General features: G+C 58.4%; 19 protein-coding genes and 1 pseudogene. 8 read left to right on the top strand and 12 right to left on the bottom strand.

The window, feature by feature from the left end; translation table 11 throughout:
* The first annotated feature begins 4 nt into the window (after positions 1–4).
* The 7 genes from KGA85_RS30675 to KGA85_RS30645 all read left to right on the top strand — a co-directional run bounded on the left by KGA85_RS30675 (position 5) and on the right by KGA85_RS30645 (position 15247).
* Entirely contained in the window at positions 5–1321 is a 1317-nt protein-coding gene (locus KGA85_RS30675) for an MdtA/MuxA family multidrug efflux RND transporter periplasmic adaptor subunit (protein WP_223543632.1), read from the top strand.
* The gene (locus KGA85_RS30670) at positions 1318–4422 is read left to right on the top strand and encodes an MdtB/MuxB family multidrug efflux RND transporter permease subunit (protein WP_223543631.1); all 3105 of its coding nucleotides are present in this window, start codon (positions 1318–1320) and stop codon (positions 4420–4422) included. The genes KGA85_RS30675 and KGA85_RS30670 overlap by 4 nt, the downstream gene beginning before the upstream one ends.
* Positions 4419–7526, top strand: a complete 3108-nt coding sequence (locus KGA85_RS30665; protein ID WP_223534007.1) for an efflux RND transporter permease subunit — start codon at positions 4419–4421, stop codon at positions 7524–7526. The genes KGA85_RS30670 and KGA85_RS30665 overlap by 4 nt, the downstream gene beginning before the upstream one ends.
* On the top strand, positions 7523–9004 hold the full coding sequence (locus KGA85_RS30660) for an efflux transporter outer membrane subunit (RefSeq protein ID WP_223532049.1): 1482 nt from the start codon (positions 7523–7525) through the stop codon (positions 9002–9004). The genes KGA85_RS30665 and KGA85_RS30660 overlap by 4 nt, the downstream gene beginning before the upstream one ends.
* A gap of 381 nt (positions 9005–9385) precedes the next feature.
* Positions 9386–11503, top strand: coding sequence for a putative bifunctional diguanylate cyclase/phosphodiesterase (locus KGA85_RS30655; RefSeq protein WP_223543630.1), 2118 nt, complete (start codon positions 9386–9388; stop codon positions 11501–11503).
* A gap of 85 nt (positions 11504–11588) precedes the next feature.
* Entirely contained in the window at positions 11589–12335 is a 747-nt protein-coding gene (locus KGA85_RS30650; RefSeq protein WP_223461064.1) for an SDR family oxidoreductase, read from the top strand.
* A gap of 95 nt (positions 12336–12430) precedes the next feature.
* Positions 12431–15247 carry an RHS repeat-associated core domain-containing protein gene (locus KGA85_RS30645; protein WP_223461065.1) on the top strand — a complete coding sequence of 939 codons (2817 nt, stop codon included), beginning with the start codon at positions 12431–12433 and terminating at the stop codon, positions 15245–15247.
* A 54-nt stretch (positions 15248–15301) separates the two neighbouring features.
* Here the strand turns inward: KGA85_RS30645 and mapR are convergent, their stop codons facing one another.
* From mapR to KGA85_RS30630, 3 genes are all read right to left on the bottom strand, one after another.
* A complete protein-coding gene (mapR, locus tag KGA85_RS30640) occupies positions 15302–16711 on the bottom strand; it encodes a GntR family transcriptional regulator MpaR (RefSeq protein ID WP_223461068.1) in 1410 nt (469 codons plus the stop codon).
* 192 nt (positions 16712–16903) lie between these two features.
* The gene (gene ccoG, locus KGA85_RS30635) at positions 16904–18316 is read right to left on the bottom strand and encodes a cytochrome c oxidase accessory protein CcoG (RefSeq protein ID WP_223532041.1); all 1413 of its coding nucleotides are present in this window, start codon (positions 18314–18316) and stop codon (positions 16904–16906) included.
* 195 nt (positions 18317–18511) lie between these two features.
* Positions 18512–18745, bottom strand: a complete 234-nt coding sequence (locus tag KGA85_RS30630) for a DUF3203 family protein (protein ID WP_223461081.1) — start codon at positions 18743–18745, stop codon at positions 18512–18514.
* A 123-nt stretch (positions 18746–18868) separates the two neighbouring features.
* Between KGA85_RS30630 and KGA85_RS30625 the strand changes: the two genes are divergently transcribed.
* Positions 18869–19369, top strand: coding sequence for an MgtC/SapB family protein (locus KGA85_RS30625; RefSeq protein ID WP_223461083.1), 501 nt, complete (start codon positions 18869–18871; stop codon positions 19367–19369).
* A 26-nt stretch (positions 19370–19395) separates the two neighbouring features.
* Here KGA85_RS30625 and KGA85_RS30620 read toward each other — a convergent pair whose 3' ends face one another.
* The 9 genes and pseudogenes from KGA85_RS30620 to KGA85_RS30585 all read right to left on the bottom strand — a co-directional run bounded on the left by KGA85_RS30620 (position 19396) and on the right by KGA85_RS30585 (position 26821).
* A complete protein-coding gene (locus KGA85_RS30620; RefSeq protein WP_223461085.1) occupies positions 19396–19632 on the bottom strand; it encodes a hypothetical protein in 237 nt (78 codons plus the stop codon).
* Between the two features lie 245 nt (positions 19633–19877).
* A complete protein-coding gene (locus KGA85_RS30615) occupies positions 19878–20045 on the bottom strand; it encodes a hypothetical protein (protein ID WP_223532039.1) in 168 nt (55 codons plus the stop codon).
* Positions 20046–20221: 176 nt separating this feature from the next.
* The gene (locus KGA85_RS30610) at positions 20222–20611 is read right to left on the bottom strand and encodes a tautomerase family protein (RefSeq protein WP_223461088.1); all 390 of its coding nucleotides are present in this window, start codon (positions 20609–20611) and stop codon (positions 20222–20224) included.
* Between the two features lie 8 nt (positions 20612–20619).
* Positions 20620–21030 carry an FMN-binding negative transcriptional regulator gene (locus tag KGA85_RS30605; protein ID WP_263287175.1) on the bottom strand — a complete coding sequence of 137 codons (411 nt, stop codon included), beginning with the start codon at positions 21028–21030 and terminating at the stop codon, positions 20620–20622.
* Positions 21003–21245 (bottom strand): annotated as a pseudogene (locus tag KGA85_RS31545) (FMN-binding negative transcriptional regulator); the annotation flags it as partial. The gene KGA85_RS30605 and the pseudogene KGA85_RS31545, both read right to left, overlap by 28 nt.
* Before the next feature lie 240 nt (positions 21246–21485).
* Entirely contained in the window at positions 21486–22790 is a 1305-nt protein-coding gene (locus KGA85_RS30600) for a SidA/IucD/PvdA family monooxygenase (protein WP_223532037.1), read from the bottom strand.
* A complete protein-coding gene (locus KGA85_RS30595; protein WP_223461092.1) occupies positions 22787–24166 on the bottom strand; it encodes a diaminobutyrate--2-oxoglutarate transaminase family protein in 1380 nt (459 codons plus the stop codon). Before KGA85_RS30595 ends, KGA85_RS30600 begins: the two co-directional genes overlap by 4 nt.
* A gap of 15 nt (positions 24167–24181) precedes the next feature.
* On the bottom strand, positions 24182–25225 hold the full coding sequence (locus KGA85_RS30590; RefSeq protein ID WP_223461094.1) for an aromatic ring-hydroxylating oxygenase subunit alpha: 1044 nt from the start codon (positions 25223–25225) through the stop codon (positions 24182–24184).
* Between the two features lie 69 nt (positions 25226–25294).
* Positions 25295–26821, bottom strand: coding sequence for a 4-hydroxyphenylacetate 3-hydroxylase family protein (locus KGA85_RS30585; protein WP_223461095.1), 1527 nt, complete (start codon positions 26819–26821; stop codon positions 25295–25297).
* Positions 26822–26832 lie beyond the last annotated feature (11 nt).

The following is a 26832-nucleotide window of genomic DNA, read 5'->3' as shown; positions in this document are numbered from 1 at the left end:
CCCAATGGTTGATCACTCAATGCAATCCTCCGCTTCCCGTAGTCCTCGTCGCTGGCTGTTCGGCCTGCTTGTCCTGTTGGTCATCGCTGGCCTGTGCTGGAAATTCTGGCCCGGCAGCGCTGCACCCAAAGAGGCTGCGGGGCAGAAAGCCGTCGCCGGGCAAACCGGCAGGTCGGGCGGGATGCGCCCTGGATTCGGTGGCGCGTCCGGGCCGGTACCAGTGCGTGTGGCGCCGGCGGTCAAGGGGGATTTCCCGCTGTATTTCAAGGCGCTGGGCACGGTCACGGCGCTGAACACCATCAATGTGCGCAGCCGCGTCGGTGGTGAACTGGTCAAGATCTATTTCGAAGAAGGGCAGATGGTCAAGGCCGGCGACCTGCTGGCCGAAATCGATCCGCGCCCGTACCAGAATGCCTTGCTTCAGGCCGAGGGCACCTTGCTGCAAAATCAGGCGCAGCTGAAAAACGCTCAGGTCGACGTCGAGCGCTATCGCGGCCTGTACCGCGAAGACAGTATTGCCAAGCAGACCCTGGACACCGCCGAAGCGCTGGTCGGTCAGTTCCAGGGCACGGTCAAGACCAATCAGGCGGCGGTCAACGACGCCAAGCTCAATCTCGAATTCACCCGGATCCGCGCACCGATCACCGGTCGCGTCGGCCTGCGTCAACTGGACGTCGGCAACCTGGTAGCAGCCAACGACACCACGGCATTGGCGATCATCACCCAGACCCAACCGATCAGCGTGGCCTTCACCCTCCCGGAAAACAGCCTCGACACCGTACTCGCCCGTTATCGCAGCGGCGCCAAGCTACCGGCTGAAGCCTGGGATCGCGGTGATACCAAATTGCAAGCCACTGGCGTGCTGCAGAGCCTGGACAACCAGATCGACGTCACCACTGGCACCCTGAAATTCAAGGCTCGTTACGAGAACCGCGATCAGTCGCTGTTCCCCAACCAGTTCGTCAATGTGCGCCTGTTGGCCGACACCCTCAAAGACGTAGTACTGGCGCCTTCCGCCGCGATCCAGTTCGGCACCAACGGCACGTTCGCCTATGTCCTGGACGGTGACAAGAAGGTCAAGATCCGTCAGTTGAAAGTCGGCGCCAGCGACGGCGTGAACACCGTGGTCACCGAAGGCCTGTCGGCGGGCGAGCGGGTCGTGCTGGAGGGCACCGACCGCCTGAAGGACGGCAGCGACGTGGAGGTGGTCAACGACAGCCAGGACGTGCCGACCACGCCAACCGAACACCTGCAAGGCAAGTCGGCGACCAACGCGGCTGAGCCTGCGACCACCGACAAGGCGAAAAAGGGCGGCGCATGAATCTCTCGCGGCTGTTCATCCTTCGCCCGGTAGCCACCACGCTGAGCATGCTGGCGATTATCCTGGCCGGCGTCATCGCCTATCGGTTGCTGCCGGTTTCGGCGCTGCCCCAGGTCGATTACCCGACCATTCGCGTCATGACCCTGTACCCCGGCGCCAGCCCGGATGTCATGACCAGCGCGGTGACGGCACCGCTTGAACGGCAGTTCGGGCAGATGCCCGGCCTGACGCAAATGGCCTCCACCAGTTCCGGCGGCGCGTCGGTGCTGACCCTGCGTTTCAGCCTCGACATCAACATGGACGTGGCCGAGCAACAAGTGCAGGCGGCAATCAACGCCGCGACCAACCTGTTGCCCAAGGACCTGCCGGCACCGCCGGTGTACAACAAGGTCAACCCGGCCGATACGCCGGTGCTGACCCTGGCCATCACCTCCAAGACCATGCTGCTGCCCAAGCTCAACGATCTGGTCGATACGCGCATGGCGCAGAAGATTGCCCAGATCAGCGGCGTCGGCATGGTCAGCATTGCCGGCGGTCAACGCCAGGCTGTGCGGATCAAGGTCAATCCGGAAGCGCTGGCCGCCAATGGTTTGAACCTGTCAGATGTGCGCACTCTGATCGGCGCCTCCAACGTCAACCAGCCCAAGGGTAACTTCGACGGACCGACCCGGGTCTCGATGCTCGATGCAAACGATCAACTGACGTCGCCCAAGGACTACGCCAACCTGATCCTGGCCTACGCCAATGGCGCACCGTTGCGGCTCAAGGACGTGGCGGAAATCGTCGACGGCGCCGAGAACGAGCGTCTGGCCGCGTGGGCCAACGAGAACCAGTCCGTGCTGCTGAACATCCAGCGTCAGCCCGGCGCCAACGTGATCGAGGTGGTGGACCGGATCAAGGCCCTGCTACCGAGCATCACCGACAACCTGCCGGCCGGCCTCGACGTGGTGGTGCTGACCGACCGTACCCAGACCATCCGCGCCTCGGTCAAGGACGTGCAGCACGAATTGCTGATCGCCATCGCCCTGGTGGTCATGGTCACCTTCCTGTTCCTGCGTCGCGCCAGCGCCACGATCATTCCGTCGGTGGCCGTGCCGCTGTCGCTGATCGGTACGTTCGGCGTGATGTACCTGGCAGGCTTCTCGGTGAACAACCTGACCCTGATGGCCCTGACCATCGCCACCGGTTTCGTGGTGGACGATGCGATCGTCATGCTGGAGAACATTGCGCGCTTTATCGAGGAGGGCGACAGCCCGCTGAACGCGGCGCTCAAGGGCGCCAAGCAGATCGGTTTCACCCTGATCTCCCTGACGTTGTCGCTGATCGCCGTGCTGATCCCGCTGCTGTTCATGGCGGACGTGGTCGGGCGGCTATTCCGCGAATTTGCCATTACGCTGGCGGTGGCGATCCTGATTTCCCTGGTAGTTTCCCTGACCCTGACGCCGATGATGTGCGCGCGGTTGCTCAAGCGTGAACCCAAGGAAGCAGAGCAGGGCCGCTTCTACCGTGCCAGCGGCGCGTTCATCGACTGGATGATTGCCGCCTACGGACGCAAGTTGCAGTGGGTGCTCAAGCACCAGCCACTGACCTTGATGGTGGCCATTGGCACTTTGGCGCTGACGGTATTCCTGTACATGGTGGTGCCCAAGGGTTTCTTCCCGGTACAGGACACCGGCGTTATCCAGGGCATTTCCGAAGCGCCGCAATCGATTTCCTTCACCGCCATGAGCGAGCGCCAGCAGGAACTGGCCAAGGTCATCCTGGCCGACCCGGCGGTCGAGAGCCTGTCCTCTTATATTGGCGTGGATGGCGACAACTCGACCCTCAACAGCGGTCGGTTGCTGATCAACCTCAAGTCGCACCACAACCGCGACCTGAGCGCCACGCAAGTGATTGCCCGCCTGCAACCGGAGCTGGACAAACTGGTCGGCATCCGCCTGTTCATGCAGCCGGTGCAGGACCTGACCATCGAAGACCGGGTCAGCCGCACACAGTACCAGTTCAGCATGTCGTCGCCGGATTCGGAGTTGCTCAGCCTGTGGAGCGGGCGTCTGGTGGAGGCCTTGGCCGACCGGCCGGAATTGACCGACGTCGCCAGCGATTTGCAGGACAAGGGCTTGCAGGTCTACCTGGTGATCGACCGCGATGCGGCGTCGCGGGTCGGTGTATCGGTGTCGAACATCACCGATGCGCTGTACGACGCCTTCGGTCAGCGGCAGATTTCCACGATCTACACCCAGGCCAGTCAGTACCGCGTGGTGCTGCAATCGCAGTCCGGCGAGAAGATCGGCCCGGATGCGTTGAACCAGATTCACGTCAAGACCACCGATGGCGGGCAGGTGCGCCTGTCCAGCCTGGCGCATATCGAAGAGCGCCAGGCGCAACTGGCAATCACCCATATCGGCCAGTTCCCGGCGGTGATGATGTCCTTCAACCTGGCGCCCGGCGTGGCGTTGGGGCATGCGGTCGAGCTCATCGAGCAGGTGCAGAAGGACATCGGCATGCCGATTGGCGTACAGACCCAGTTCCAGGGCGCGGCCGAAGCTTTCCAGGCGTCGTTGTCGAGCACCTTGCTGCTGATCCTGGCGGCGGTGGTGACCATGTACATCGTGCTGGGCGTGCTCTACGAGAGCTACATCCACCCGATCACCATTCTCTCGACCTTGCCGTCGGCGGCGGTGGGCGCCTTGCTGGCGTTGATCCTCAGCGGCAACGACCTGGGCATGATCGCGATCATCGGCATCATTCTGCTGATCGGCATCGTGAAGAAAAACGCGATCATGATGATCGACTTCGCCCTCGACGCCGAGCGCAACCAGGGCATGGACCCGCAGACGGCGATCTATCAGGCGGCCTTGCTGCGTTTCCGGCCGATCCTGATGACCACCCTGGCCGCGCTGTTCGGTGCCGTACCGTTGATGCTGGCCACCGGTTCCGGCGCGGAACTGCGCCAGCCACTGGGTCTGGTGATGGTCGGCGGCCTGTTGCTGAGCCAGATTCTGACGTTGTTCACTACGCCTGTGATTTACCTGTATTTCGATCGTCTCGGTCGGCGCTGGGGCCGCAAGCCTGAGTCCGTGGAAGCGGTAGAGCAGCCATGAACCTTTCGGGACCTTTCATCAAGCGCCCGGTGGCGACCATGTTGCTGAGCCTGGCGATCATGCTGCTGGGCGGCGTGAGCTTCGGTTTGCTGCCCGTGTCGCCGCTGCCGCAAATGGACTTTCCGGTGATCGTGGTCCAGGCCAGCCTGCCCGGGGCCAGCCCCGAGGTGATGGCGTCGACGGTGGCCACACCGCTGGAACGCTCCTTCGGCAGCATTGCCGGGGTCAACACCATGAGCAGTCGCTCCAGCCAGGGTTCGACCCGGGTGATCCTGCAATTCGACCTGGACCGCGACATCAACGGCGCGGCGCGGGAAGTGCAGGCGGCCATCAACGCCTCACGCACCCTGCTGCCGAGCGGGATGCGCAGCATGCCGACCTACAAGAAGGTCAACCCGTCCCAGGCGCCGATCATGGTGCTGTCGCTGACGTCCGATGTGCTGGAAAAAGGCCAGCTCTATGACCTAGCCTCGACGATCCTGTCCCAGAGCCTGTCCCAGGTGCAGGGTGTCGGTGAAGTGCAGATCGGCGGCAGTTCGCTGCCGGCGGTACGTATCGAGCTCGAACCGCAGTCGCTGAACCAGTACGGCGTGGCCCTGGACGATGTGCGCAACACCATCGCCAATGCCAACGTGCGCCGGCCCAAGGGCTCGGTGGAAGACGATCAGCGGCTGTGGCAGGTCCAGGCCAACGACCAGCTGGAAAAAGCCAAGGACTACGAGTCGCTGATCATCCACTACAACGGCGGCGCGGCCCTGCGCCTGAAGGACGTGGCCAAGGTCAGCGATGGCGTCGAGGACCGCTACAACAGCGGTTTCTTCAACGACGACGCGGCGGTGCTGCTGGTGATCAACCGGCAGGCCGGCGCCAACATCATCGAGACAGTCAAAGAGATCAAGGCGCAGTTGCCGGCGTTGCAGGCGGTGCTGCCGGCCAGCGTCAAGCTGAACCTGGCCATGGACCGCTCGCCGGTGATCAAGGCCACGCTGCACGAGGCGGAAATGACCCTGCTGATCGCTGTGGCGCTGGTGATCCTGGTGGTGTTCCTGTTCCTCGGCAACTTCCGCGCTTCGCTGATCCCGACCCTGGCGGTGCCGGTGTCGCTGGTCGGTACCTTTGCCGTGATGTACCTCTACGGCTTTTCGCTGAACAACCTGTCGCTGATGGCGCTGATCCTGGCCACCGGGCTGGTGGTGGACGATGCCATCGTGGTACTGGAGAACATTTCCCGGCACATCGACGAAGGGGTGCGGCCGATGCGGGCCGCGTACCTGGGTGCCCAGGAAGTCGGCTTTACTTTGTTATCGATGAACGTGTCGCTGGTGGCGGTGTTCCTGTCGATCCTGTTCATGGGCGGGATCATTGAAAGCCTGTTCCGCGAATTCTCCATCACCCTGGCGGCGGCCATCGTGGTTTCGCTGGTGGTGTCGTTGACGCTGACCCCGATGCTCTGCGCCCGCTGGCTCAAGCCACACACGCCGGGGCAGGAGAACCGCCTGCAACGCTGGAGCCGGCGGGCCAATGACTGGATGGTCGGCAAATACGCCACCAGCCTCGACTGGGTGCTGCGCCACAAACGCCTGACCCTACTCAGTCTGTTCGTTACAATCGGCGTTAATATCGCGCTGTATGTAGTTGTTCCTAAAACATTTTTACCGCAGCAGGATACCGGCCAGCTGATCGGTTTCGTGCGCGGCGACGACGGCCTGTCCTTCAGTGTGATGCAGCCGAAGATGGAGATTTTCCGCCGCGCGGTGTTGAAGGACGAGGCGGTAGAAAGCGTCGCCGGCTTCATTGGCGGCAACAACGGCACCAACAACGCCTTCATGCTGGTGCGCCTGAAGCCGATCAAGGAACGTAATATTTCCGCGCAGAAAGTCATCGAACGCCTGCGCAAGGAGATGCCCAAGGTTCCCGGTGCGCAACTGATGCTGATGGCAGACCAGGACCTGCAATTCGGTGGCGGTCGCGAGCAGACCACCTCGCAATACTCGTACATCCTGCAAAGCGGGGATCTGGGGGCGTTGCGCCAGTGGTATCCGAAAGTTGTCACCGCGCTTAGGGCCTTGCCGGAGCTGACGGCGATCGATGCGCGGGAAGGCCGGGGCGCCCGGCAAGTGACCCTGATCGTCGACCGTGACCAGGCCAAGCGCCTGGGTGTCGACATGGACATGGTCACGGCGGTGCTGAACAACGCCTACAGCCAGCGGCAGATTTCGACCATCTACGACAGCCTCAACCAGTATCAGGTGGTGATGGAGGTCAATCCGAAGTACGCCCAGGACCCGATCACCCTGAAGCAAGTCCAGGTGATCACCGCTGATGGCGCGCGGATCCCGCTGTCGACCATTGCCCATTACGAAAACAGCCTCGAAAACGACCGGGTCAGCCACGAAGGCCAGTTTGCTTCAGAAAGCATTGCCTTCGACATGGCCGAAGGCGTGACGGTGGAGCAGGGCAGTGCCGCCATTGAACGAGCGATTGCCAAGGTCGGCCTGCCGGAAGACGTGATCGCGAAAATGGCCGGCACAGCCAACGCTTTCGCGGCGACTCAAAAAAGTCAGCCGTGGATGATTCTGGGGGCACTGGTGGCGGTGTATCTGGTATTGGGTGTGTTGTATGAAAGCTACATTCACCCGCTGACGATCCTCTCCACCTTGCCGTCTGCCGGCGTCGGGGCGTTGCTGTCGATCTATGTGCTGGGCGGCGAGTTCAGCCTGATTTCGTTGCTGGGGCTGTTTCTGCTGATCGGCGTGGTGAAGAAAAACGCCATCCTGATGATCGACCTGGCGTTGCAGCTGGAACGAAACCAAGGCATGGCCCCGCTGGAATCGATCCGCAGCGCTTGCCTGCAACGTTTGCGACCTATTCTGATGACCACCCTGGCGGCGATCCTCGGTGCCTTGCCGTTGCTGCTGAGCCGCGCCGAAGGGGCGGAAATGCGCCAGCCGCTGGGCCTGACCATCATCGGCGGGCTGATCTTCAGCCAGGTGCTGACGCTTTATACCACCCCGGTGGTTTACCTCTATCTCGACAAACTGCGCCATCGCTTCAATAAATGGCGTGGGGTGCGTACCGATGCTGCTCTGGAAACTCCGCTATGACTGAACGTTCGCTTTTCAACCTGGCTGCACCACTGATCACGGCTCGAGGCTCGCGTGTGTTGAGCCTGTCACTGTGCGTGGCGATGCTCAGTGCCTGCGCCGTCGGCCCGGATTACCAGCGCCCGCAAACCGCGGAACCTGCGCAGTACAAGGCAGCAGAGGGCTGGCGTCAGGCCAACCCGAGCGATGCCCTGGCGCGTGGTGCGTGGTGGGAGTTGTATGGCGACCGGCAGCTCAACGACCTGATCGAAAAACTCAACAACGCCAACCAGACCGTCGCCCAGTCCGAAGCGCAGTACCGCCAGGCCCAGGCCTTGGTGCGCAGCGCACGCGGGGCGTTTTTCCCGACGGTGGACCTGAACGTCAGCAAGAACCGTTCAAGCCAGGGCACCGGCAGCAGCAACTCCAGCCTGAGCAGTTCGTCCAGCGGTATTCGCGACACGTACTCGGCCCAGGCGGGCGTCAGTTGGGAAGCGGACGTATGGGGCAAGCTGCGCCGTGGCCTCGAAGCCGACACCGCCAATGCCCAGGCAAGCTTTGCCGATCTGGCGGCCATGCGCCTGAGTCAACAGTCGGAGCTGGTGCAAAATTACCTGCAACTGCGGGTGATCGATGGCCAGAAGCGCTTGCTCCAGGACACGGTCGAGGCCTATCAGCGTTCATTGAAGATGACCGAGAACCAGTACCGCGCAGGCGTATCGGGCAAGGACGCGGTGGCCCAGGCCCAGACACAGCTCAAAGGCACCGAAGCCGATATGGTCGACCTGATCTGGCAACGCGCCCAGTTCGAGAACGCCATCGCCGTGCTGATCGGCCTGCCGCCGGCGCAGTTCAGCCTGGCGGAAAGCCAGGACATCCCGCAGTTGCCGCAAGTACCGCTGGCACTGCCTTCGCAGTTGCTGGAGCGTCGCCCGGACATCGCTTCGGCCGAGCGCTCGGTGATGGCCGCCAACGCCAACATCGGCGTGGCCAAGGCCGCCTATTACCCCGACCTGACATTGAACATGAACGGCGGCTACAGCAGCAGCACCTATTCCAACTGGATCAGCCTGCCGAACCGCTTCTGGTCGGTCGGACCGCAATTGGCCATGACCCTGTTCGACGGCGGCCAGCGCTCGGCGGAAGTCGATCGCAGTGAAGCGGCCTATGACGAAACGGTGGCCAGGTATCGCCAGACCGTGCTGGACGGATTCCGCGAGGTGGAAAACTTCCTGGTGCAACTCAAGGTGCTTCAGGACGAAGCCGTCGTGCGCCAACAGGCACTGGACGCCGCCCGGGAATCGTTGCGCCTGACCCAGAACCAGTACAAGGCCGGGTTGATCGCGTACATCGATGTGGTGGTGACCCAGGCCGCGGCGCTAAGCAATGAGCGCAGTAACCTGGACCTGTTGCAAAGCCGCTTGTTAGCCAGCGTGCAGTTGATTGCCGCGTTGGGAGGTGGCTGGGATGGGCAGCTTCAGGTGAGTGAAAGCCAGTAATGCATTTGTACGCAGAGTGACTTGTCTGTGGTGAGGAGGCTTGCCTGTGGCGAGGGAGCTTGCTCCCGCTCGAGCGCGAAGCGGTCGCAAAACTTGCGACCGTGATCCTTCTGAATGATTTCGGTGACAGGTTTCGGGGCCGCTCCGCAGCCCAACGGGAGCAAGCTCCCTCGCCACAATGAGTGCATTGGCCATTGACGCAATGTGTCTGGCACGGTAATCCCAGCCTCATGTAAAACCTTAAAACAAGCGTTTCATCGGACTGATGGCCCTTTGCTCATTTTGTGGGTGCGTTCTCATTTGGAATCAGTACAATCGCCGCATTTGCCCCTACCCGAGAATAAAAGCCATTAACAAGGGGGGCGTTCGCGAGAAGTCTCCATGCTCATCGGCAGCTATTCTCCCACCCTGGTCATCATTTCGCTCTGTGTAGCGATTCTCGCCTCCTACACCGCACTCGACCTGACCGGACGCATTGCCACCGCCAAAGGCGGCGCCGTGCATTTGTGGACCGCGGGCGGGGCCTTTGCCATGGGTATCGGCATCTGGTCGATGCACTTTATCGGCATGCTCGCGTTCAAGTTGCCGATCGACCTGGGCTACGACGGCACGATCACCCTGTTGTCGCTGCTGATCGGCGTGCTCTCCAGCGGCTTTGCGCTGTGGCTGGTCAGCCAACCGCAATTGCCGGCCTGGCAACTGGCCTTTGGCGCGCTGGTCATGGGCGCCGGCATCAGCGCGATGCACTACACCGGCATGGCTGCCATGCGCATGCAACCGGGCATCGACTACGACCCGACGCTGTTCGGCGCCTCGCTGCTGATCGCTGTCGGTGCTTCGGGCGCGGCATTGTGGATCGCATTCCGCCTGCGCCAGCACACGCCTTATGTCCGTCTGATCCGTGGCGGCGCCGCCGTGATCATGGGCATCGCCATCGTCGGCATGCACTACACCGGGATGGCTGCCGCACGCTTTGCCGATGGCAGTTTTTGCGGGGCGACGGTCAATGGATTGAGCGGCAATGGCCTGGACAAACTGGTGCTGATCACCACGCTGGCGGTGCTGAGCATTGCCTTGCTGACCTCGATCCTCGATGCTCGCCTGGAAGCTCGCACCGCGAGCCTGGCCGAGTCGCTGACCGAGGCCAACCGTGAACTGACCCAACTGGCCCTGCACGACACCCTCACCGGGTTGCCGAACCGGACGTTGCTCGCCGATCGAATTGATCAGGCCATGTCGCGGGTCCGGGAAGAAGGGGGGTGCTTTGCCCTGATGTTCATCGACCTGGACGGCTTCAAACCGGTCAACGATGCCTTTGGCCACCATATGGGTGACCTGCTGTTGCGTGAAGTGGCCGTGCGCCTGCGCGAAGACTTGCGCAGCCCGGACACCCTGGCGCGTATCGGCGGCGATGAGTTCGTGTTGCTGGTGCAATTGAGCGAACAGATCGACGCCTTGAACCTCGCGGCCCATCAGGTCGGGTTGATCGCGCGTGCGTTCCGGGTTGCCGAACATGATTTGCACATTTCCGCCAGCGTCGGCATCGCGCTCTACCCGGGTAACGGGCAGTCCGCCCACGAATTGCTGATGAACGCCGACGCGGCGATGTATCACGCCAAGGGCGCGGGTAAAAACGGCTACAGCTTTTTCGATGTCTCGATGAACACTAACGCCCGCAAACAGCTGCAATTACTGCAGGACCTGCGCAATGCCGTGGAACATCAGGAATTCAGCCTGTATTACCAACCCAAGTTCGACGCCGCCAATGGCCGGCCTGTGGGCGCCGAGGCCTTGTTACGCTGGGAGCACCCGACGCAAGGGATGCTGTTGCCAGACAAGTTCATCGAACTGGCGGAAAAAACCGGGCTGATCATTCCGATTGGCGAGTGGGTGCTCAACGAAGCGTGCCGTCAGATGCGCGAGTGGTACGTGCTCGGCTACACCGATTGGCGCATCGCGGTGAACCTTTCAGCCATCCAGTTCTGTCATTCCGGGTTGGTCCAGAGCGTCGCCAAGGCCCTGGCGACGCACCATCTGCCGGCCAACAGCCTGACCCTGGAAATCACCGAGACCACGGCCATGAGCGATGCCGATGCGAGCATGACGGTGCTGCAGGAGCTGTCGGAAATGGGCGTCGACCTGTCCATCGACGATTTTGGTACTGGCTATTCGAGTTTGATGTACCTCAAGCGCCTGCCGGCCAACGAACTGAAGATCGACCGCGGTTTTGTCCGCGACCTGGAGCACGACAGCGATGACGCCGCCATCGTCTCGGCCATTGTCGCCCTCGGCCAGGCGCTGGGGCTGCGCATCGTCGCCGAAGGGGTGGAGACGGGTGTGCAGCAGGACTTCCTGACGCAGCTCGGTTGCGATTCATTGCAGGGTTACCTGCTGGGGTATCCTCTGCCGGCTGCAGGTTTCATGGTGGAAATCCATCGCGGGGAGCAATTGGTCGAGCAGCTGAAGGCCAGTGCCGAGCGCGAGATGTCGATGACATGACAGCTGACGTGAAGCCATGCAAAAACCGCCAATGGCGGTTATTCTAGCCCCCGACCGCTTAAGCTTTGATTGGGGGAAAGCTCGCATGGACAAAGTCATCGTCATCACCGGCGGTAGCCGCGGCATTGGTGCCGCCACCGCGCTGTTGGCCGCCGCGCAGGGCTATCGGATCTGCATCAACTACCAGGCTGACGAAAAGGCTGCACTCGGCGTGCTGGAGCAAGTCCGCGCCCTCGGCGCGCAAGCCATTGCAGTACGGGCCGACGTCAGCATCGAAGACGAAGTGATCGCGCTGTTCAATCGGGTAGACAGTGAACTGGGCCGGGTCACCGCGCTGGTGAACAACGCCGGCACCGTCGGGCAAAAGTCCCGGGTCGACGAGATGTCCGAGTTCCGCATTCTCAAAATCATGAAAACCAACGTCCTGGCGCCGATCCTCTGTGCCAAGCACGCGATCCTGCGCATGTCGCCCAAGCACGGCGGGCAGGGCGGCAGCATCGTCAACGTATCGTCGGTCGCCTCGCGTTTGGGATCGCCCAACGAATACGTCGACTACGCGGCCTCCAAAGGCGCGCTGGACACCTTCACCATAGGCTTGTCCAAGGAAGTGGCGGGTGAGGGGATTCGGGTCAACGCCGTGCGCCCCGGCTTCATCTATACCGATTTCCATGCCTTGAGCGGTGACCCGGATCGGGTCAGCAAGCTGGAATCGGCGATTCCGATGGCCCGGGGCGGGCGTCCGGATGAAGTGGCGGAGGCGATTGTCTGGTTGTTGTCAGACAAGGCTTCGTATGCGACGGGGACGTTTGTCGATCTCGGTGGTGGTCGCTAAGCAGAGTTCGCGCGCCGTCTACTGTCATTCCTGACAGTAGACGCCAGTCATGGATGTGCCTAGATTCGCGGTAGTCTTAAAAGGGACGCCTCGACTTGAACGCGCATACGCCATCCATCAGTGTCGTTGACCCACGCGGTTTACCCGTTCGTGCGGTGGCGTACATTCGACAAGCAGCGGACGAGCCGCTCACTTCGCGAGTGACGCATCAGGTTTTCGATCCGCTGGGGCGGCTCATTCAACAGCGCGATCCACGGTTGTTTGCCTTGAGCCAGGGCGATGCCTCGGTGCCGGCAAATCTGACCACGATTCATAGTCTGACGGAGCAAGCTCTTTGCAGCGACAGCGTCGATGCCGGTTGGCAGCTCGGATTGCCGGGTGCTGCGGGGCAGGCGCTTGAAGCATGGGACCAACGTGGCTGGCATCGTCGCACCGAGCATGACCTATTGTTACGGCCTGTCTCAGTGCACGAACAAGGTTCGGGGGAACCCGAACGCTGCGTCGAACGAATGACATTTGGGGGAATGTCGGACGATCATGCCCGGCACAACCTCTGTGGCCAACCCACCCGACAGGACGACCCGGCAGGCAGTCGTTTGATAGCAGACTATGGGCTGTCAGCGGTGGTGCTGCGTGAGAGTAGGCGTTTCCTGAAAGCTTTCGACGCAGTCGACTGGCCCACCCCGGTAGCTGATCGCGACAGTCTGCTGGAGCCGGGCGCAGGCGCGCAGTCGTCGTGGACCTACGCACCGTCCGGCGATCTGATGACCCAAACCGACGCCAAAGGCCATACCCAGCATTTTGCGCATGATCGCGCCGGTCAGTTGCGCTCAGCAGGGCTGCAACGCTCCGGGCAAATCAGCGTCGACATGCTGGTCAGTGGCATCCACTACAGCGCATCCGGCCAGGTGGAACAGGAACTCGCCGGCAACGGTATGCACACCACCAGCGCGTATGACCCAGCCAATGGGCATTTGATGCTACTGGCCACACAAGGCCCGGATCAGAGCTTTTTGCAGAAGCTCACTTACCGGTATGACCCCGTCGGCAACATCACCGAAATCACCGACGCCGCCTTACCCATTCAGCATTTTGCCAACCAGCGTATCGAACCCGTGCGACGGTTCACCTATGACACGCTATACCAATTGATCAGCGCGACCGGTTGGGAAAGTGCCAGCCCCTCACTCGGGCCGGCACTGCCGGGATGGCAGCCCTTCGGCCCACCGGATGCCAGCCGCTGGAGCAACTACAGCGAAACTTATCTTTACGATGCAGCGGGCAATCTGTTGCAGCGTATTCACCATGGCGCGGTGGACGACACCTTGACCATGCAGGTCGCAGCGCTGAGTAATCGCAGCGTCAAGGTTCACTCAGGATTGATTGGTATTGATGAATCTTTTGACGCGCGGGGTAATCTACTCGAACTCCAACCGGGACAACGGTTGCAGTGGAATGCCCGTAATCAACTGGCCAGAGTCACGCAGGTCGAGCGGGTCGATGGAGCTGACGATTTGGAGCTTTATGTCTACGACACCGAAGGTATGCGAGTGCGAAAGGCTCGCGTGGCGGCGGCAAAATCCATCGCCCACACCGCCGAGGTACGTTATCTGCCGGGCATCGAACTGCACAGCAACAGCGCTACGGGGGAGCAGCTGCAGGTGCTCAGTATTCAGGCCGGCCGCTGCACTGTACGCCTGTTGCACTGGGACAGCCCGCCACCAGCGGAGCTGGACAACGACCAGTTGCGTTATTGCTTCGACGACCACCTGGGGTCGAGTGCCTTTGAGGTGGATGCCCAGGCGCAGGTGATCAGCCAGGAAGTGTATTACCCCTACGGCGGCACGGCGTGGCTGGCCGGGCGGCATGAGGTGGAAAGCAGCTACAAGACCATTCGTTATTCAGGCAAGGAGCGCGATGCAACAGGGCTTTATTACTATGGGGCGCGGTATTACGCGCCGTGGTTGCAGCGGTGGTTGAATCCGGATCCGGCGGGGGATGTGGATGGGTTGAATTTTTATCGGTTTGTGGGAAATAGTGCTATTTCATTTAAGGATAATCATGGCCATATTTCAATCTCTGCGATTGCTAAAGGTTATCCGCTTGAGCGGCGTAATGGGGTCCACCAATTAATTCAGCAGCGAGGTATGGATAACATAAGGCAATACTTAAATTCCACTTACTTGGCTGTGAATGCTGCTTTGTTTGAGCTGCACCAAGTTGTGTATTATGCAGTGGGTGAAATGGAGAATAATGAAGTTAATGTTGATTCAGATGTTGTTAAGAGGTTTTTTGGGTCGATTAATTCGGATGATATGAGCTACCTGGTGGCGGGAAGTAAAGCTATGCTTTCTGAACTTGAGGCTGTTCAGGAAGATAGAGAAAGGATAGTGGCATTTATCGGAAGAGGGGAGTATGAACATGCAGCTGGTTTTGTGCTCAGTCATGGTCAGGATAAAGGGCAAAAAATATACATAAACTCTACTTTGTTTAAGGATGGAGGACGTTATGGCTCTTCTGAACTTGCCCATACTATTGGTCACGAGCTGACACATATATCAACGGTTTTTGGTAGTGAGGATTTTTACTATTTTGATGCGGATTTTAAAAGCATTGGCTTTATTGAAGAGAGTCAAAGGAAAGAAATGTATGATCGATATGTAAGGCCTTACATGGACGGGGTGGGGGGTAATATAGAATTGGTGATTTTTATTTTCGGGGCGGGTAATTTAATTAAGTTGGCCGGATTTAGTGATTTAGAAGACGGATCAGCATGGGACGCGTCATTTAAGAGGTTTAGGGATGAGCAGGCTTTTAGAACTCGTGTGGCCCTTAAAAACGCTGACACGATCATGGCATTCATTTCCGAAATTGGTTCAGTAGCTAGGGCGCGATCCTGGTTACTTATGTAGCAGTTTTTTCTAACAGCACGGGTTGCTATTGTGTCCTCAAAACAGTGTTTACTTTCAAAACGACCGCACAATCCGCCCCAACGTCTCCATCGCCTTCTCCGCAACCTCATCCCACGGGCTCCCATAGTTCAGCCGAATACAATTCCTGAACCGCTGCGCCGGCGAAAAGATCGGCCCCGGTGCAATGCTGATGCCTTGCGCCAACGCCATCTGAAACAACTTCAACGAATCCATCTGCTCCGGCAATTCCAGCCACAAAAAGTACCCGCCCGCCGGTTGGCTGACCCGCGTCTGCGCCGGGAAATAGCGGGCGATGGCGGCGAGCATGGCACTCTGTTGATCCTCCAGAGCGTGACGCAATTTACGCAGGTGCCGGTCGTAGCCGCCGTGTTGCAGATAATCGGCGATTGCCGCCTGGGCCGGCATCGACGCGCACAGCGAGGTCATGAGTTTCAGTCGTTCGATTTTCTGCGCATAACGCCCGGCGGCGACCCAGCCGATGCGGTAGCCGGGGGCCAGGCTCTTGGCGAACGAGCCGCAATGCATCACCAGGCCTTCGGTATCAAAGGCCTTGGCCGGTTTCGGTGCTTGTTGGCCGTAATACAGTTCGGCGTAGACATCGTCTTCGATCAGCGGCACCTGGTGGCGGCGCAACAACTCCACTAGCTGCTGTTTCTTGGCCTCGGGCACGGTCGCGCCCATGGGGTTCTGGAAGCTGGTCATGCACCAGCAGGCTTTGATCGGATAGCGCTCCAGGGTTTGCTCGAGCACGCCGAGGTCGATGCCATCGCGCGGGTGCACGGGGATTTCCACTGCCTTGAGTTTCAGGCGTTCGAGCACTTGCAGGCAGGCGTAGAACGCCGGGGCTTCGATAGCCACCAGATCTCCGGGTTGGGTCACCGCTTGCAGGCACAGGTTGAGCGCTTCCAGCGCGCCATTGGTGATCAGCAGTTCTTCCATGGGCAACATCAGTCCGCCGACCATGTAGCGCAGGGCGATTTGCCGGCGCAGTTGCGGGTTGCCCGGCGACATGTCGGTGACCACCATGCGCGGGTCCATCTCGCGGCTGGCGCTGGCCAGGGAGCGGGACAAGCGTTGCAGGGGAAACAACGTCGGGCTGGGAAACGCCGAGCCGAAGGGCACGGTGTTCGGGTCCTTGATCGAGTCAAGCACCGAGAACACCAGTTCACTGACGTCGACTTCGGTGGACTCATTGACCTGGCTGCTGATCACTGGCTCGGAAAACGGACGGGGGGCGTGGGCGTTGACGAAATAGCCGGAGCGCGGACGGGCGCGGATCAGGCCGCGACGTTCCAGCAGGTAATAGGCCTGGAACACCGTCGACGGGCTGACGCCGTAGGTCTGGCTTGCGTAACGCACCGACGGCACCCGCTGGCCCGGGCCGAGGACGCCGGAGCGGATCAGTTCTGCGATGTCGTCGGCGAATTTTTCGTAGCGTTTCATCGGTATCCCGCAATGGAGTCGATTCGATTAATTGTGGCGAGGGGGCTTGCCCCCGTTGGGTCGCGAAGCGGCCCTTCTTTGTACATACAGATAGATTTGGTACTCAGGCATTACGACTGCTGCGCAGCCGAACGGGGGCAAGCCCCCTCGCCACAGGGGACCACAACTCACCAAGGTCAGCATCTTAAAGGCTCAGCGATTCATCGGTGCAACAAACCGGCTCTTCGCCACGCTGTAGACGTCAGGCTCATCGCTGTCGACCACCTTGAAGTTGATGCTCTGCGAACTGCTGGCCGGACGCTCCGTGAGCATCGCCACCGACACCGGCACATCGACAATCTCCCCCGGCGCCAGGCTCAACCCGGTCTTGCCCCGCAACTCGAAACCATCGGCATCCACCAGGCTCAATTGATAGTCCTGACGCTGCTGGGTTTTGTTGATCACCTTCAGACTGTAGATGTTTTCGATCTGCCCCTGGCTGTTCTCGCGGAACAGGCCCCGGTCCTTGCTGACGTCGAGCGACACCATCGGCCGTTCCACCAGCGCCACCACCAGGGCTGCGATCATCACCAGCAGCACGGCGGTGTAGCCGATCAGTCGCGGACGCAACAGGTGTGTCTTGCCACCCTGCAACTGATGCTCGGACGTGTAGCTGATCAATCCAGGGGCGTAGCCCATCTTGTCCATGATCGAATCACAGGCGTCGATGCACGCGGCGCAACCGATGCATTCCATCTGCAAGCCATCGCGGATATCGATGCCGGTCGGGCAGACTTGTACGCAGAGCTGGCAATCGATGCAATCGCCCAAACCCACTTCGGCGGGCTTGACCTCGCGTTTGCGCGGGCCACGGTTTTCGCCTCGGGCCACGTCGTAGGAAATGGTCAGGGTGTCCTTGTCGAACATCACGCTTTGGAACCGCGCGTAGGGGCACATGTGCATGCACACCGCTTCACGCAGCCAACCGGCATTGATGTACGTGGCACCGGTAAAAAACAACACCCAGAACAGGCTGACGCCGCTCATTTGAAAGGACAGCAGCTCTTCGGCCAACGGCCGGATCGGCGTGAAGTAGCCGACGAACGTCAGGCCGGTCAGCAGGCTGATGGCCAGCCACAAGGTGTGCTTGGCCGAGCGACGCATCAGCTTGTTCAGGCCCCACGGCGCGGCTTGCAACTTGATCCGCTGGTTGCGTTCGCCCTCGGTGATCTTCTCGCACCACATGAAGATCCACGTCCACGAACTTTGCGGGCAGGTGTAGCCGCACCAGACCCGGCCCGCGAACACGGTGATCGCAAACAGGCCGAACGCAGCAATGATCAACAGCGCCGAGAGCAGAATGAAATCCTGCGGCCAGAAGGTCGCGCCGAAGATATGGAATTTGCTTTCCGAAAGGTCCCAGAGCACCGCCTGGCGACCGCCCCAGTTCAACCACACGGTGCCGAAAAACAGCAAGAACAGAAAACCCGCGCCGCTGATGCGCAGATTGCGGAACAGTCCGGTGAAGCTGCGGGTGTGGATCAGGCTGTCGCTGGATCTGGCCTTCATCCTGGGACGCGAAGGCTCGAATGTTTCTACGGTTCGGACGGGGATTCTCTCGCTCATGGTCTTTCGCTCATCAGCCTCCATCAGGCATGAGCACTATGAGCGGCGATCTGTTTGCATAACAGACTCAGGTATTGCATTAAAAAGCGGATCAGATGGCCGTTCCTGCATGGCCTGCGACAACTTGAAGCAGCCGTCGCTGCTGGCCCCGTGGGCCTTTGCAAAACAGGGGCGGCAAGTGCGGATCAATCCCGGTCAAATCACCGAACCACGGTCGGTGGCTTTCAAGTGCCGGCGTCCATCCACCGCGCCTGCGACGGTCAAGGCGTCGGCCTCGGCTTCCGTGATGTAGATGCGCTCGCCTTCGATGTCCACTGCCGACATGGCTTTGGCACCGTCGGTGATGATGGTCACGTCGGGACACAGACGAATGAGTTCGCCATTTTCGGTGGTGAAAAAGCAGGTCTGGTTCTCGATGCGCACGGTCACGGCGGAATCCTTTTTTTCAGTGGAATCTAAAGTTTCAGGCCGCAACCGCCGGTCATCGTTCTGTGCAACCGATTAATGGTCGCTGCGGTCCACCTTCCATGGCCCTCTCACAAGGACAACCCCATGAACGCCTGGTGGCACGAAGTCTGGGTGACCCTGCAAGCCGAGTTCGCCGACATCGCCGATGCCTCGCAACTGACGCGAGTGACCGTGCGCCTGTTGATGGCTGCCTTGCTGGGCGGGATTCTCGGGTTCGAGCGCGAACACCAGGGCAAGGCCGCCGGCGTACGCACCCACATGCTCGTGGCGATGGGAGCGGCGCTGTTCGTGTTGGTGCCGCAGATGTCCGGCTCGCAGGCCGATGCCATGAGCCGGGTAGTGCAGGGCGTGATTGCCGGGGTCGGCTTCCTGGGGGCTGGCACTATCCTGAAGAACCACGAAGGCGATGAAGGCCACGTCAAAGGCCTGACCACCGCCGCCGGCCTGTGGATGACCGCCGCCATCGGCGTCGCGGCCGGGCTGGGCCGCGAGGCGACGGCGGTGCTCAGTACGTTGTTGGCGCTGGGGGTGTTCAGTGTGATGCCGGGGATTGTGAAGCTGATCGACAAGGATCACGTTCCGTAGGCGCAGCCTTCGGCAACTCCTGCTGATCAGGGCTCCACCTTGTCCGCGTGAGTTGTTTCACGACCTGATTCCTGCTCGTTGATCTTCGTTTCTGAGAGTTCGTGCTGGCTGTAGTCAATTTCACCCTGCAGCAGATGACTCTCCAGATCCTTGATTATTGAGCTTTTGGTGGTTTGTTCTGCCGTGTTGCGCTCGGCTTCGAAGCAAAGAAATTCGTAGTTGAATATTTTCAAAGGAAGGCCAGCCGTCGATTGGTCGTTCACGGTTGAGCGCGTGGTGCTGTGCGCTCGCTGTGTTTGTGAATTCGTAGAGGCTGGGGAAAAAAGTGTTCATGGCTGGCCACACGCAAGGCTAATGGAGTGATGGCCATATAAGGCGAGGGATGTCAGTTTCGTAAAGTGTCGGGAGGGCAGAATTGCCGCTTCAGGACCGGTACTACGCGTTCTTGGGAAGTGTCATTCATTTTTATGATCGTCCCTGGTTTCGACGCAGGAACGATCAATTGTTGTCATTCAGGATTCACAATCACCGGCGGTATCGTCGTTGGTGGTTCTTTCCTTGGCGGCGGGTTGGTGCCGGGTGGATCCTGTTCGGGCACCGGCTGCGGTTCGGTCGGCGGTATCACCGGGTTGTCGATGTTGGGATCGGGGGTTTCAGCCGGGAACGGATTGTTCATTGTTCAGCCTGCGGTGGCACATGGCGTGAGTCGTGCTTAAGTTGGTTGACTGCTGTGGGAGGATTTGGTGCCGACTTTATTTCGCCGCTGACAGGTGTTGCCGAGCAACAGAAAACCACAGAGGTTCTTGGTTTTGTGGTTTTTCTTTCTTGCTTAAAGGGCCGCCGCCTTCACAGTCAAATCTCGATCAAATATCCAAAATCGATTTCGCATGCCGGCTGCCCGCCTCGCATCCCCCAATTTTCAGCGTCATGTTCATTCAGTAAAATCAACACCGACTGAGCAGGGAGGCTGAGTTGTTCTGTCAGCGCTTCACAGATGGTTTGATAAAGCCGACGCTTGGTTTCCAGCTTGCGCCCCTTGAACAGTGTTATCTCTACGAGGATGAATTCGGTGCGGTCACCCGGCGCGCGAAAGTCCTTTGCGTCATAGGTGTGATAGCGCGCCTGTAGTTCTTCTCTACTAACTTTCAACACCTGCTTCAGGCAACGATAAACCGTTTCGATAACTGCGCGTCGGGTGACCGCATCACGCTGGACCGGATCTTCTATTCGGACTATGGGCATGGCTAACCTCAACTTGACATGTGTGCGAATGTCGTTGAAAGGAGATCGGCGAGTAATTCCCGATGCTCGTTTAAGTGGTTGGATAGCAGCCATTCGAGGGCCGCGGAGACGTCAGCGGTGGCTTTGTCCTGAGAGAGTTTGAAGCGTCCTTCAATATGTTCTGGATGAATCTCAAGGCTCCGGATATTGCGTAGGTTGGTTACGACTCGTGGGTCGTTGGGATCGACTCGATAATCCGCTTCCTGTGCTGCCAGACGCTCGGCGGTGCGCTGCAATATGTCGATGTTCTGGCTGGGGCTACTCGATACGGAAACCTGTGCCTGCATATGTACAGCCAGGTAGTTCCAGGTTGGCAGTTGTTGGGAAACGTAGGCGTGGGGGGGATGTAAGCCGACGGCCCCATGAATATTATCTGGCAACTAAGGCACGACGTTGTATTGAACTGTGGATTTCTGACATCGACGTGTCCGAACAGCGAACCATCGGGCTGACGCAATAGCGGAATATGACTGGATATCAATCGGCCTTCCTGTTGGGATGTAATCGTTGCCAAGGGAAAGGTATCGATGAAGCGATCAATCAATCGCTGATCGGTAGAGCGGTGTTGTGGATAATGAAACGGGCAAGTAGCCATAGGTATGTCCTCTAGGAGGAAAAAGGAACTAAAGCGCGAATACTCTTGGCATTGTTTGTGGTGATGCAGTGCAATCACCATTTGCGCTGACTTAGCTAACCCTTTGGCTCCGCCTGTAGGTCACGTTTCCCGGCATCGAAAGATTACGTCACTTTCAAACGACACCAGCCCGGTATACATAGGTCGACAGTCCATCTGTGCCTGCGATATGGGGTGACCAAGAGTTCGCGCAAACCTTGGTTAAGTATGGTGCGTTAGATCTGCTGGTCCCAGTTGTCTGGCGAGTGATTGAACAATGGTCTTCGAGCGCAATGCGAGCAGACTGAACGATCCCGCGTCGCCCATGCCGTGGGACGACTCGCATAACCCGTTAAGGTAAGCAGGTAGTCCCTCAACCAGATCGATCCGATAGTCGCGTGCAATAGACAATTCACTCAGTTGATTATCGGCAGCGAGCAACTCCAATACTGGCGGAAAGGGTTCTTGTCGATCGCCTCCACCGAGATCGAGAAAGCCGGTGGCAAGAATAATCAAGTCGAAGCTCTGTCGATGGGTGCTCCCATCCAGGAAGTGGCGACTTTCAATTTCCACACCTGTCGCCGATGGACTGCAAGCTTGAATTTCTTCGCACATGCGCAGTTGTAAACGGTTTTCTCCAAGCAACGTTTGCTCGTACCGGCGCACATATAACTGATTCAAGACATCAATGTCGGCGGATGAGTAATTGGTGTTCACGAGTTCCTGACGTAGCCGTTCTTTGTGATTGGGGAGAGCGTGATAAAAAGTGTCGACGAACGAGGGGAAATAAACTTCTTCGGAGAATGGGCTGGTGTCCTTCTGGCGGAAGCCAAAATTGCGCGTAAACCCTACGACTTCGCATACTCCGGATTGCTCGCTGGCATGAAGCAGAATTTCCACAGCGCTCTGGCTGCCGCCAATTACAGCGACGCGACATTGCCCCGCCGTTGCCGCTATGCCCGCCGCAACAGCTGGCAAGTAGTCGTTGAGATGGCGTACGCGTACATCATTCAGGCCCACGAAAGGCGCCGGGATATGGGGTGTACGTCCGGGTGCAACTACCAGAGACCGGGCATGGAATACCCGACCTTCGCTGCAGCGCACCTTGAAATGGGGGCTGGTGCCTTCAGAGGCGCAAATCGCTTCGACTGATTGCGCTTTGCAACCATAAAGTACGCGGTCGCCGAAGAACCCTGCAGCCCAGCTGACGTACTGGGCATACTCGGCGCGCAATGGATAGTGCAAGGGTAGATTCAGGTGTTCATAAAGCCGGTTGTGCTCGAACAAGAAATTGGTGAAAGTATAACGACTACGCGGATTACGCGGCGTGACTAGGTCGCGAAGCGGATGATTCTGAATGTCCGAGCCAGGCAACATCATATTGGGCTGCCAGAACGGCCCCGGACGTTTCTCGACAAAAGCTACCCGCAGATGCGGAGCCAACTCCTCCAAAGCAATCGCCAATGCGATATTCGCGGGTCCGAATCCGATGCCGAACACATCGACTATTGAGGCGGGGGACGTCATACCTGCACCTCCGTCATTTTGACCGTAGATATGACCGGCGCAGCCGAGTAATTTTGTTTGGAAAGGACCCTGTCCATGCGGTCTAGTATCTGCTCGACTTGCAGGCTGCTAATCACCAATGGAGGGAGAAAGCGCAGCACCGCTCCATGGCGACCGCCAGTTTCTATAAGTAAACCTTCCTCAAGACAAGCGCGCTTCACGTTGGCCGCCAAGGTGCCCGCTGCTTGAGGATGTCCTTGAGAGTCGACCTGACCATTCGGATCGATCAACTCCATTCCCTGCATTAATCCTCGACCGCGTACGTCACCGATACACGCATGTTGGCTTTTGAGCTGTAGCAGGCCGTCGCGTAGTTGGTCGCCAACGGTACGGACATGTTCCAGCAGGCTCTCTTCGCGAATGAACTCAAGCGTCGCGGCACCGCTGACCAATGCAATTTGATTGCCCCTGAACGTGCCAGCGTGGGCACCGGGCTTCCACTGATCGTACTGCTCTCGATAAAGCAATAACGACAAGGGATAACCGCCGCCGATGGCTTTGGATAACAAAATTGCATCAGGGATGATATCGGATTGCTGAAAAGCGAAGATGTCGCCGCTACGGCCGATCCCGCTCTGAATTTCGTCCAACACTAAAGGTACTTGATGGCGCTCGGTGATTTCCCTCACCTGACGGAGCCAATGGGCACTGGCGGGAATGCAACCGCCTTCTCCTTGAATGGCCTCCAGCAACACCATCGCTGGTTTGCTAATTCCGCTTTCAGGATCGCTTAGTACGTTTTCGAGACAGGCTAGACTTAGACGCTCAGTTTCATCGGCGCAAATGCCCGGACCGAATGGACTGCGAAAGGCATAGGGATAAGGTAGAAAATGCACCTCTCCCGGTAGACCGCTAATTGATTGTTTGGGCGCCAGATTACCCATCATGCCCAAGGTGCCATGTGTCATGCCGTGGTAGGCACCCTGAAAAACGATAACCGAGCGACGTCCAGTGGCGGTCTTGAACAGTTTGAGGGACGCTTCGACCGCATCTGCGCCAGTAGGGCCACAGAGCTGGAATTTTGCTTGCATAGCAAATGCCGGCGGGAGTACCTCGAAAAGCTCGCGCACGAAGCCTATTTTCGCCGGGGTGGCAATATCCAGAGCCTGTTGTAGCTGGCCAGATTTCAGAAAAGCCATGACACGGGCTTGAACAAATGGGTGATTGTGCCCGAGTGGCAGTGCACCCGCACATGCCAAGCAATCGAGGTAGCGGCGGCCATCGCTGTCAACCACCTCTGCGCCAGCGCCATAACTTAGTATTCTGGGAATGTTGTTTGCGTATGTACGGGCATTGGATTCCCGACTTGTCAAAAATTGCAAAGATTCTAAGGTCATGGAAAACAGTCCTTGTTAGATTGAAACGGTTTTGATCTTACGTTTGAGACTTTTAAGCGAAGCGGCCTCACCGAGCGCTTTAATCCAGCGGCGATACTCCAGCCCCATACGATCGCTCAAAACGTGCATTTCGGCATGAGTATCCAGAGGAAGCCGAGCGGGGCGCTGGGATTCGACAATGCGCCGGTCCTGCTCGAAAACCATATTCTGGCGTGACAGAATTTGCTCTAGGCTGAGATCAGCGCCGAAGTTAATGGCCACGATCAGCCAGATGATGCATTGCGCTTCGTCTACGGGTGTGGCGTTGAAAAAGGTGCTGAAGCGCTCGGTCTCGCCGGACTTTTTCATAAAGTAAGCAGTGGTGGGATTAAATACCGAATAGGTATAGCGCGCGTTAATTGGTATTCCTCGATGGTCGCCATAAGGCTGGAAAACGCAAATTTCAGAAGAGTGCAAGCCGCGCTCATCTTCGTGGACACTGTATTTCTTCAACGGTTCTGGAGCATCCGGCAAGCCATTGAGGTTGGCGTGGACGAAGGGAAAGTGCGACGCGTCGATAAAGTTTTCCACCGACCGTAATGCATTCGCTTTGTAGTGATAGGGGCCGGCGTAAATTTTTCGATAGTTGACATCATCCCATTGTGAAAACTCCGGTAGCGGTCGCTGCGGTGTCTCCAAACTGACCCATATGTAGCCAAAGCGTTCCTGGGCATGATGACGATAAACGAGGCGTTGTGAAGCGGGTCCGCTTCGCTCTGGGTGCGCTGGCACGCGCGTACATTCCCCTTTAGGGTTGTAGCGCCACCCATGATATGGGCACTCGATCTCTCCCTGCTTAATCTGTCCGAGCGACAAACGTGCTCCACGGTGTCCGCAGTAGTCTTTCCAGGCATGCACCTGACCTTTGTCGTCGCGCCAAAGCACCAAATCGTTGCCCAGCAAACGTGCTGCCTTGGGGTGTTCCGAGCCGACCTCCGTACTTGGGCACACTACATGCCATTGTCCCAGTAAAGCTTGGTAGTCGATTTCGTCACGATTCCATTGGCTGGTGTAGATCATCGATATCTCCTGTATTCATGCACGCAGGGGCCGGCGCCGCAATTAGGAGCCGTCCGATGTCGTTGGATTTCAGCGAGTTTCGGTTTGAAGAGGATTGAATTGCCAGCCGGGAGCTTTCCAACCAGTCTCGTCATAATCATCAAGACATTGATCGACCAGTGCCTTGCACTGGTCCATGACGCCTATGGATTCGCAATGACGCAACATGTCGAGACGTACCTGCTCGTTGTTGCCGGCGTAGTTGTGTTCATAGAGTTCGTGGCGGCCCGCAAACTCACTGCCTAGCGCGTCCCAAAGAAGCTTGATGAGTTTCATGCGTTCTGAGGCGCTTTGATGGTTACCCTGGTAGTAGCCGTCAATCAAAGGCCGTATTTGAGGGTTGGCCATGTCCAACCAACTAGCCACCTGCATGATTGGCGCACCGCCCAGTATCGTGTTGAAGATCGGTTTGAGTTGACTCATGATCTGCGTCCCGAAATAGCGGACTGTGGCTGCGGCTTCAAGACGTGGAACTACTGACTGGTCTTTCCGTACTTCAGGGGACTGGCACAAATTCTCGGTCAGCATCCATAACATGTTGCGCAGTGCGACTATTTCTGCAAAACGCGTTCGCACCCCGCGAAACTCGGAAGATCCGTTTGATGCCAGTACCTTGGCCAGCAGGCCACAAATGAAGTCCATCTTGACCGCCAGGCGGGTACCGGATTGCAGCGGATAGCGATTCAAAAAACCTGAAGCCCCGTAGAAACTGCGAGCGCGCTCAATGTCGCGGTAAATAAGCACGTTTTCCCAGGGAACCAAAACGCCGTCGAAGATCAGTACCGAATCGTTTTCATCGAAACGACTTGAGAGGGGATGATCGAATGGACTCAAGGATGCCGCTTCGTAAGAACGGCGACACATGATTTTAAGGTTGGGTGCGTTCATTGGCAGTATAAAACACAGGGCGAAATCTTCTTCCGCGCCAGCTTGGTAATGAGTGGCGCTGTTTTGGGCGACGAAGGTTGCATTGGACAATGCGGCGCTCGTTGCAACCATCTTGACACCGCGCACAATCATGCCCGCGTCCGTTTCTTTTTCTACATGCAAATAGATATCGCGCATCTGAGCGGCACTGTGTGCACGGCCAATCGGTGGATTGACCAGTACATGGTTGAGGAACAGAACCTTTCGTGCGCTTTTCTGATACCACGATAAGGCATTGTCTTTAAATGGCTCGTATAGATGGGGATCTGAGCGCAAAGTCGCAGTAAATCCGGCCTTGTAGTCCGGAGTGCGTCCCATGAATCCATATGAAAGCCGTGCCCAATGAGCAATGGCATCCCGGGCACGTAACAAATCCTCAGAGGATCGAGATGGCATAAAGTAACGATGGGTGCGATAGCCATCAGGGTCAATATCAGTCATCAAGTCAAGAGTCGCCGGAGCATGCAGAGCATCATATAGGCGCGAAAGTGAGTAGGCACTATTACGAAAAGCTGGGTGTTCGGAGACATTCTTTACACGCTGACCGTAAATGTATACTTCTCGCCCATCATCAAGGCTGTTTAGAAAGTCTGGACCTGTCATCATCTCGTTGTGCACGATATTATTCATCACGTGGATCT

Source organism: Pseudomonas sp. GL-B-12, from assembly GCF_019955895.1.
Taxonomy (GTDB): Bacteria; Pseudomonadota; Gammaproteobacteria; order Pseudomonadales; family Pseudomonadaceae; genus Aquipseudomonas.
The sequence above is the reverse complement of the archived record's forward strand: the minus strand, read 5'-3'. Positions and strand labels throughout refer to the sequence as shown.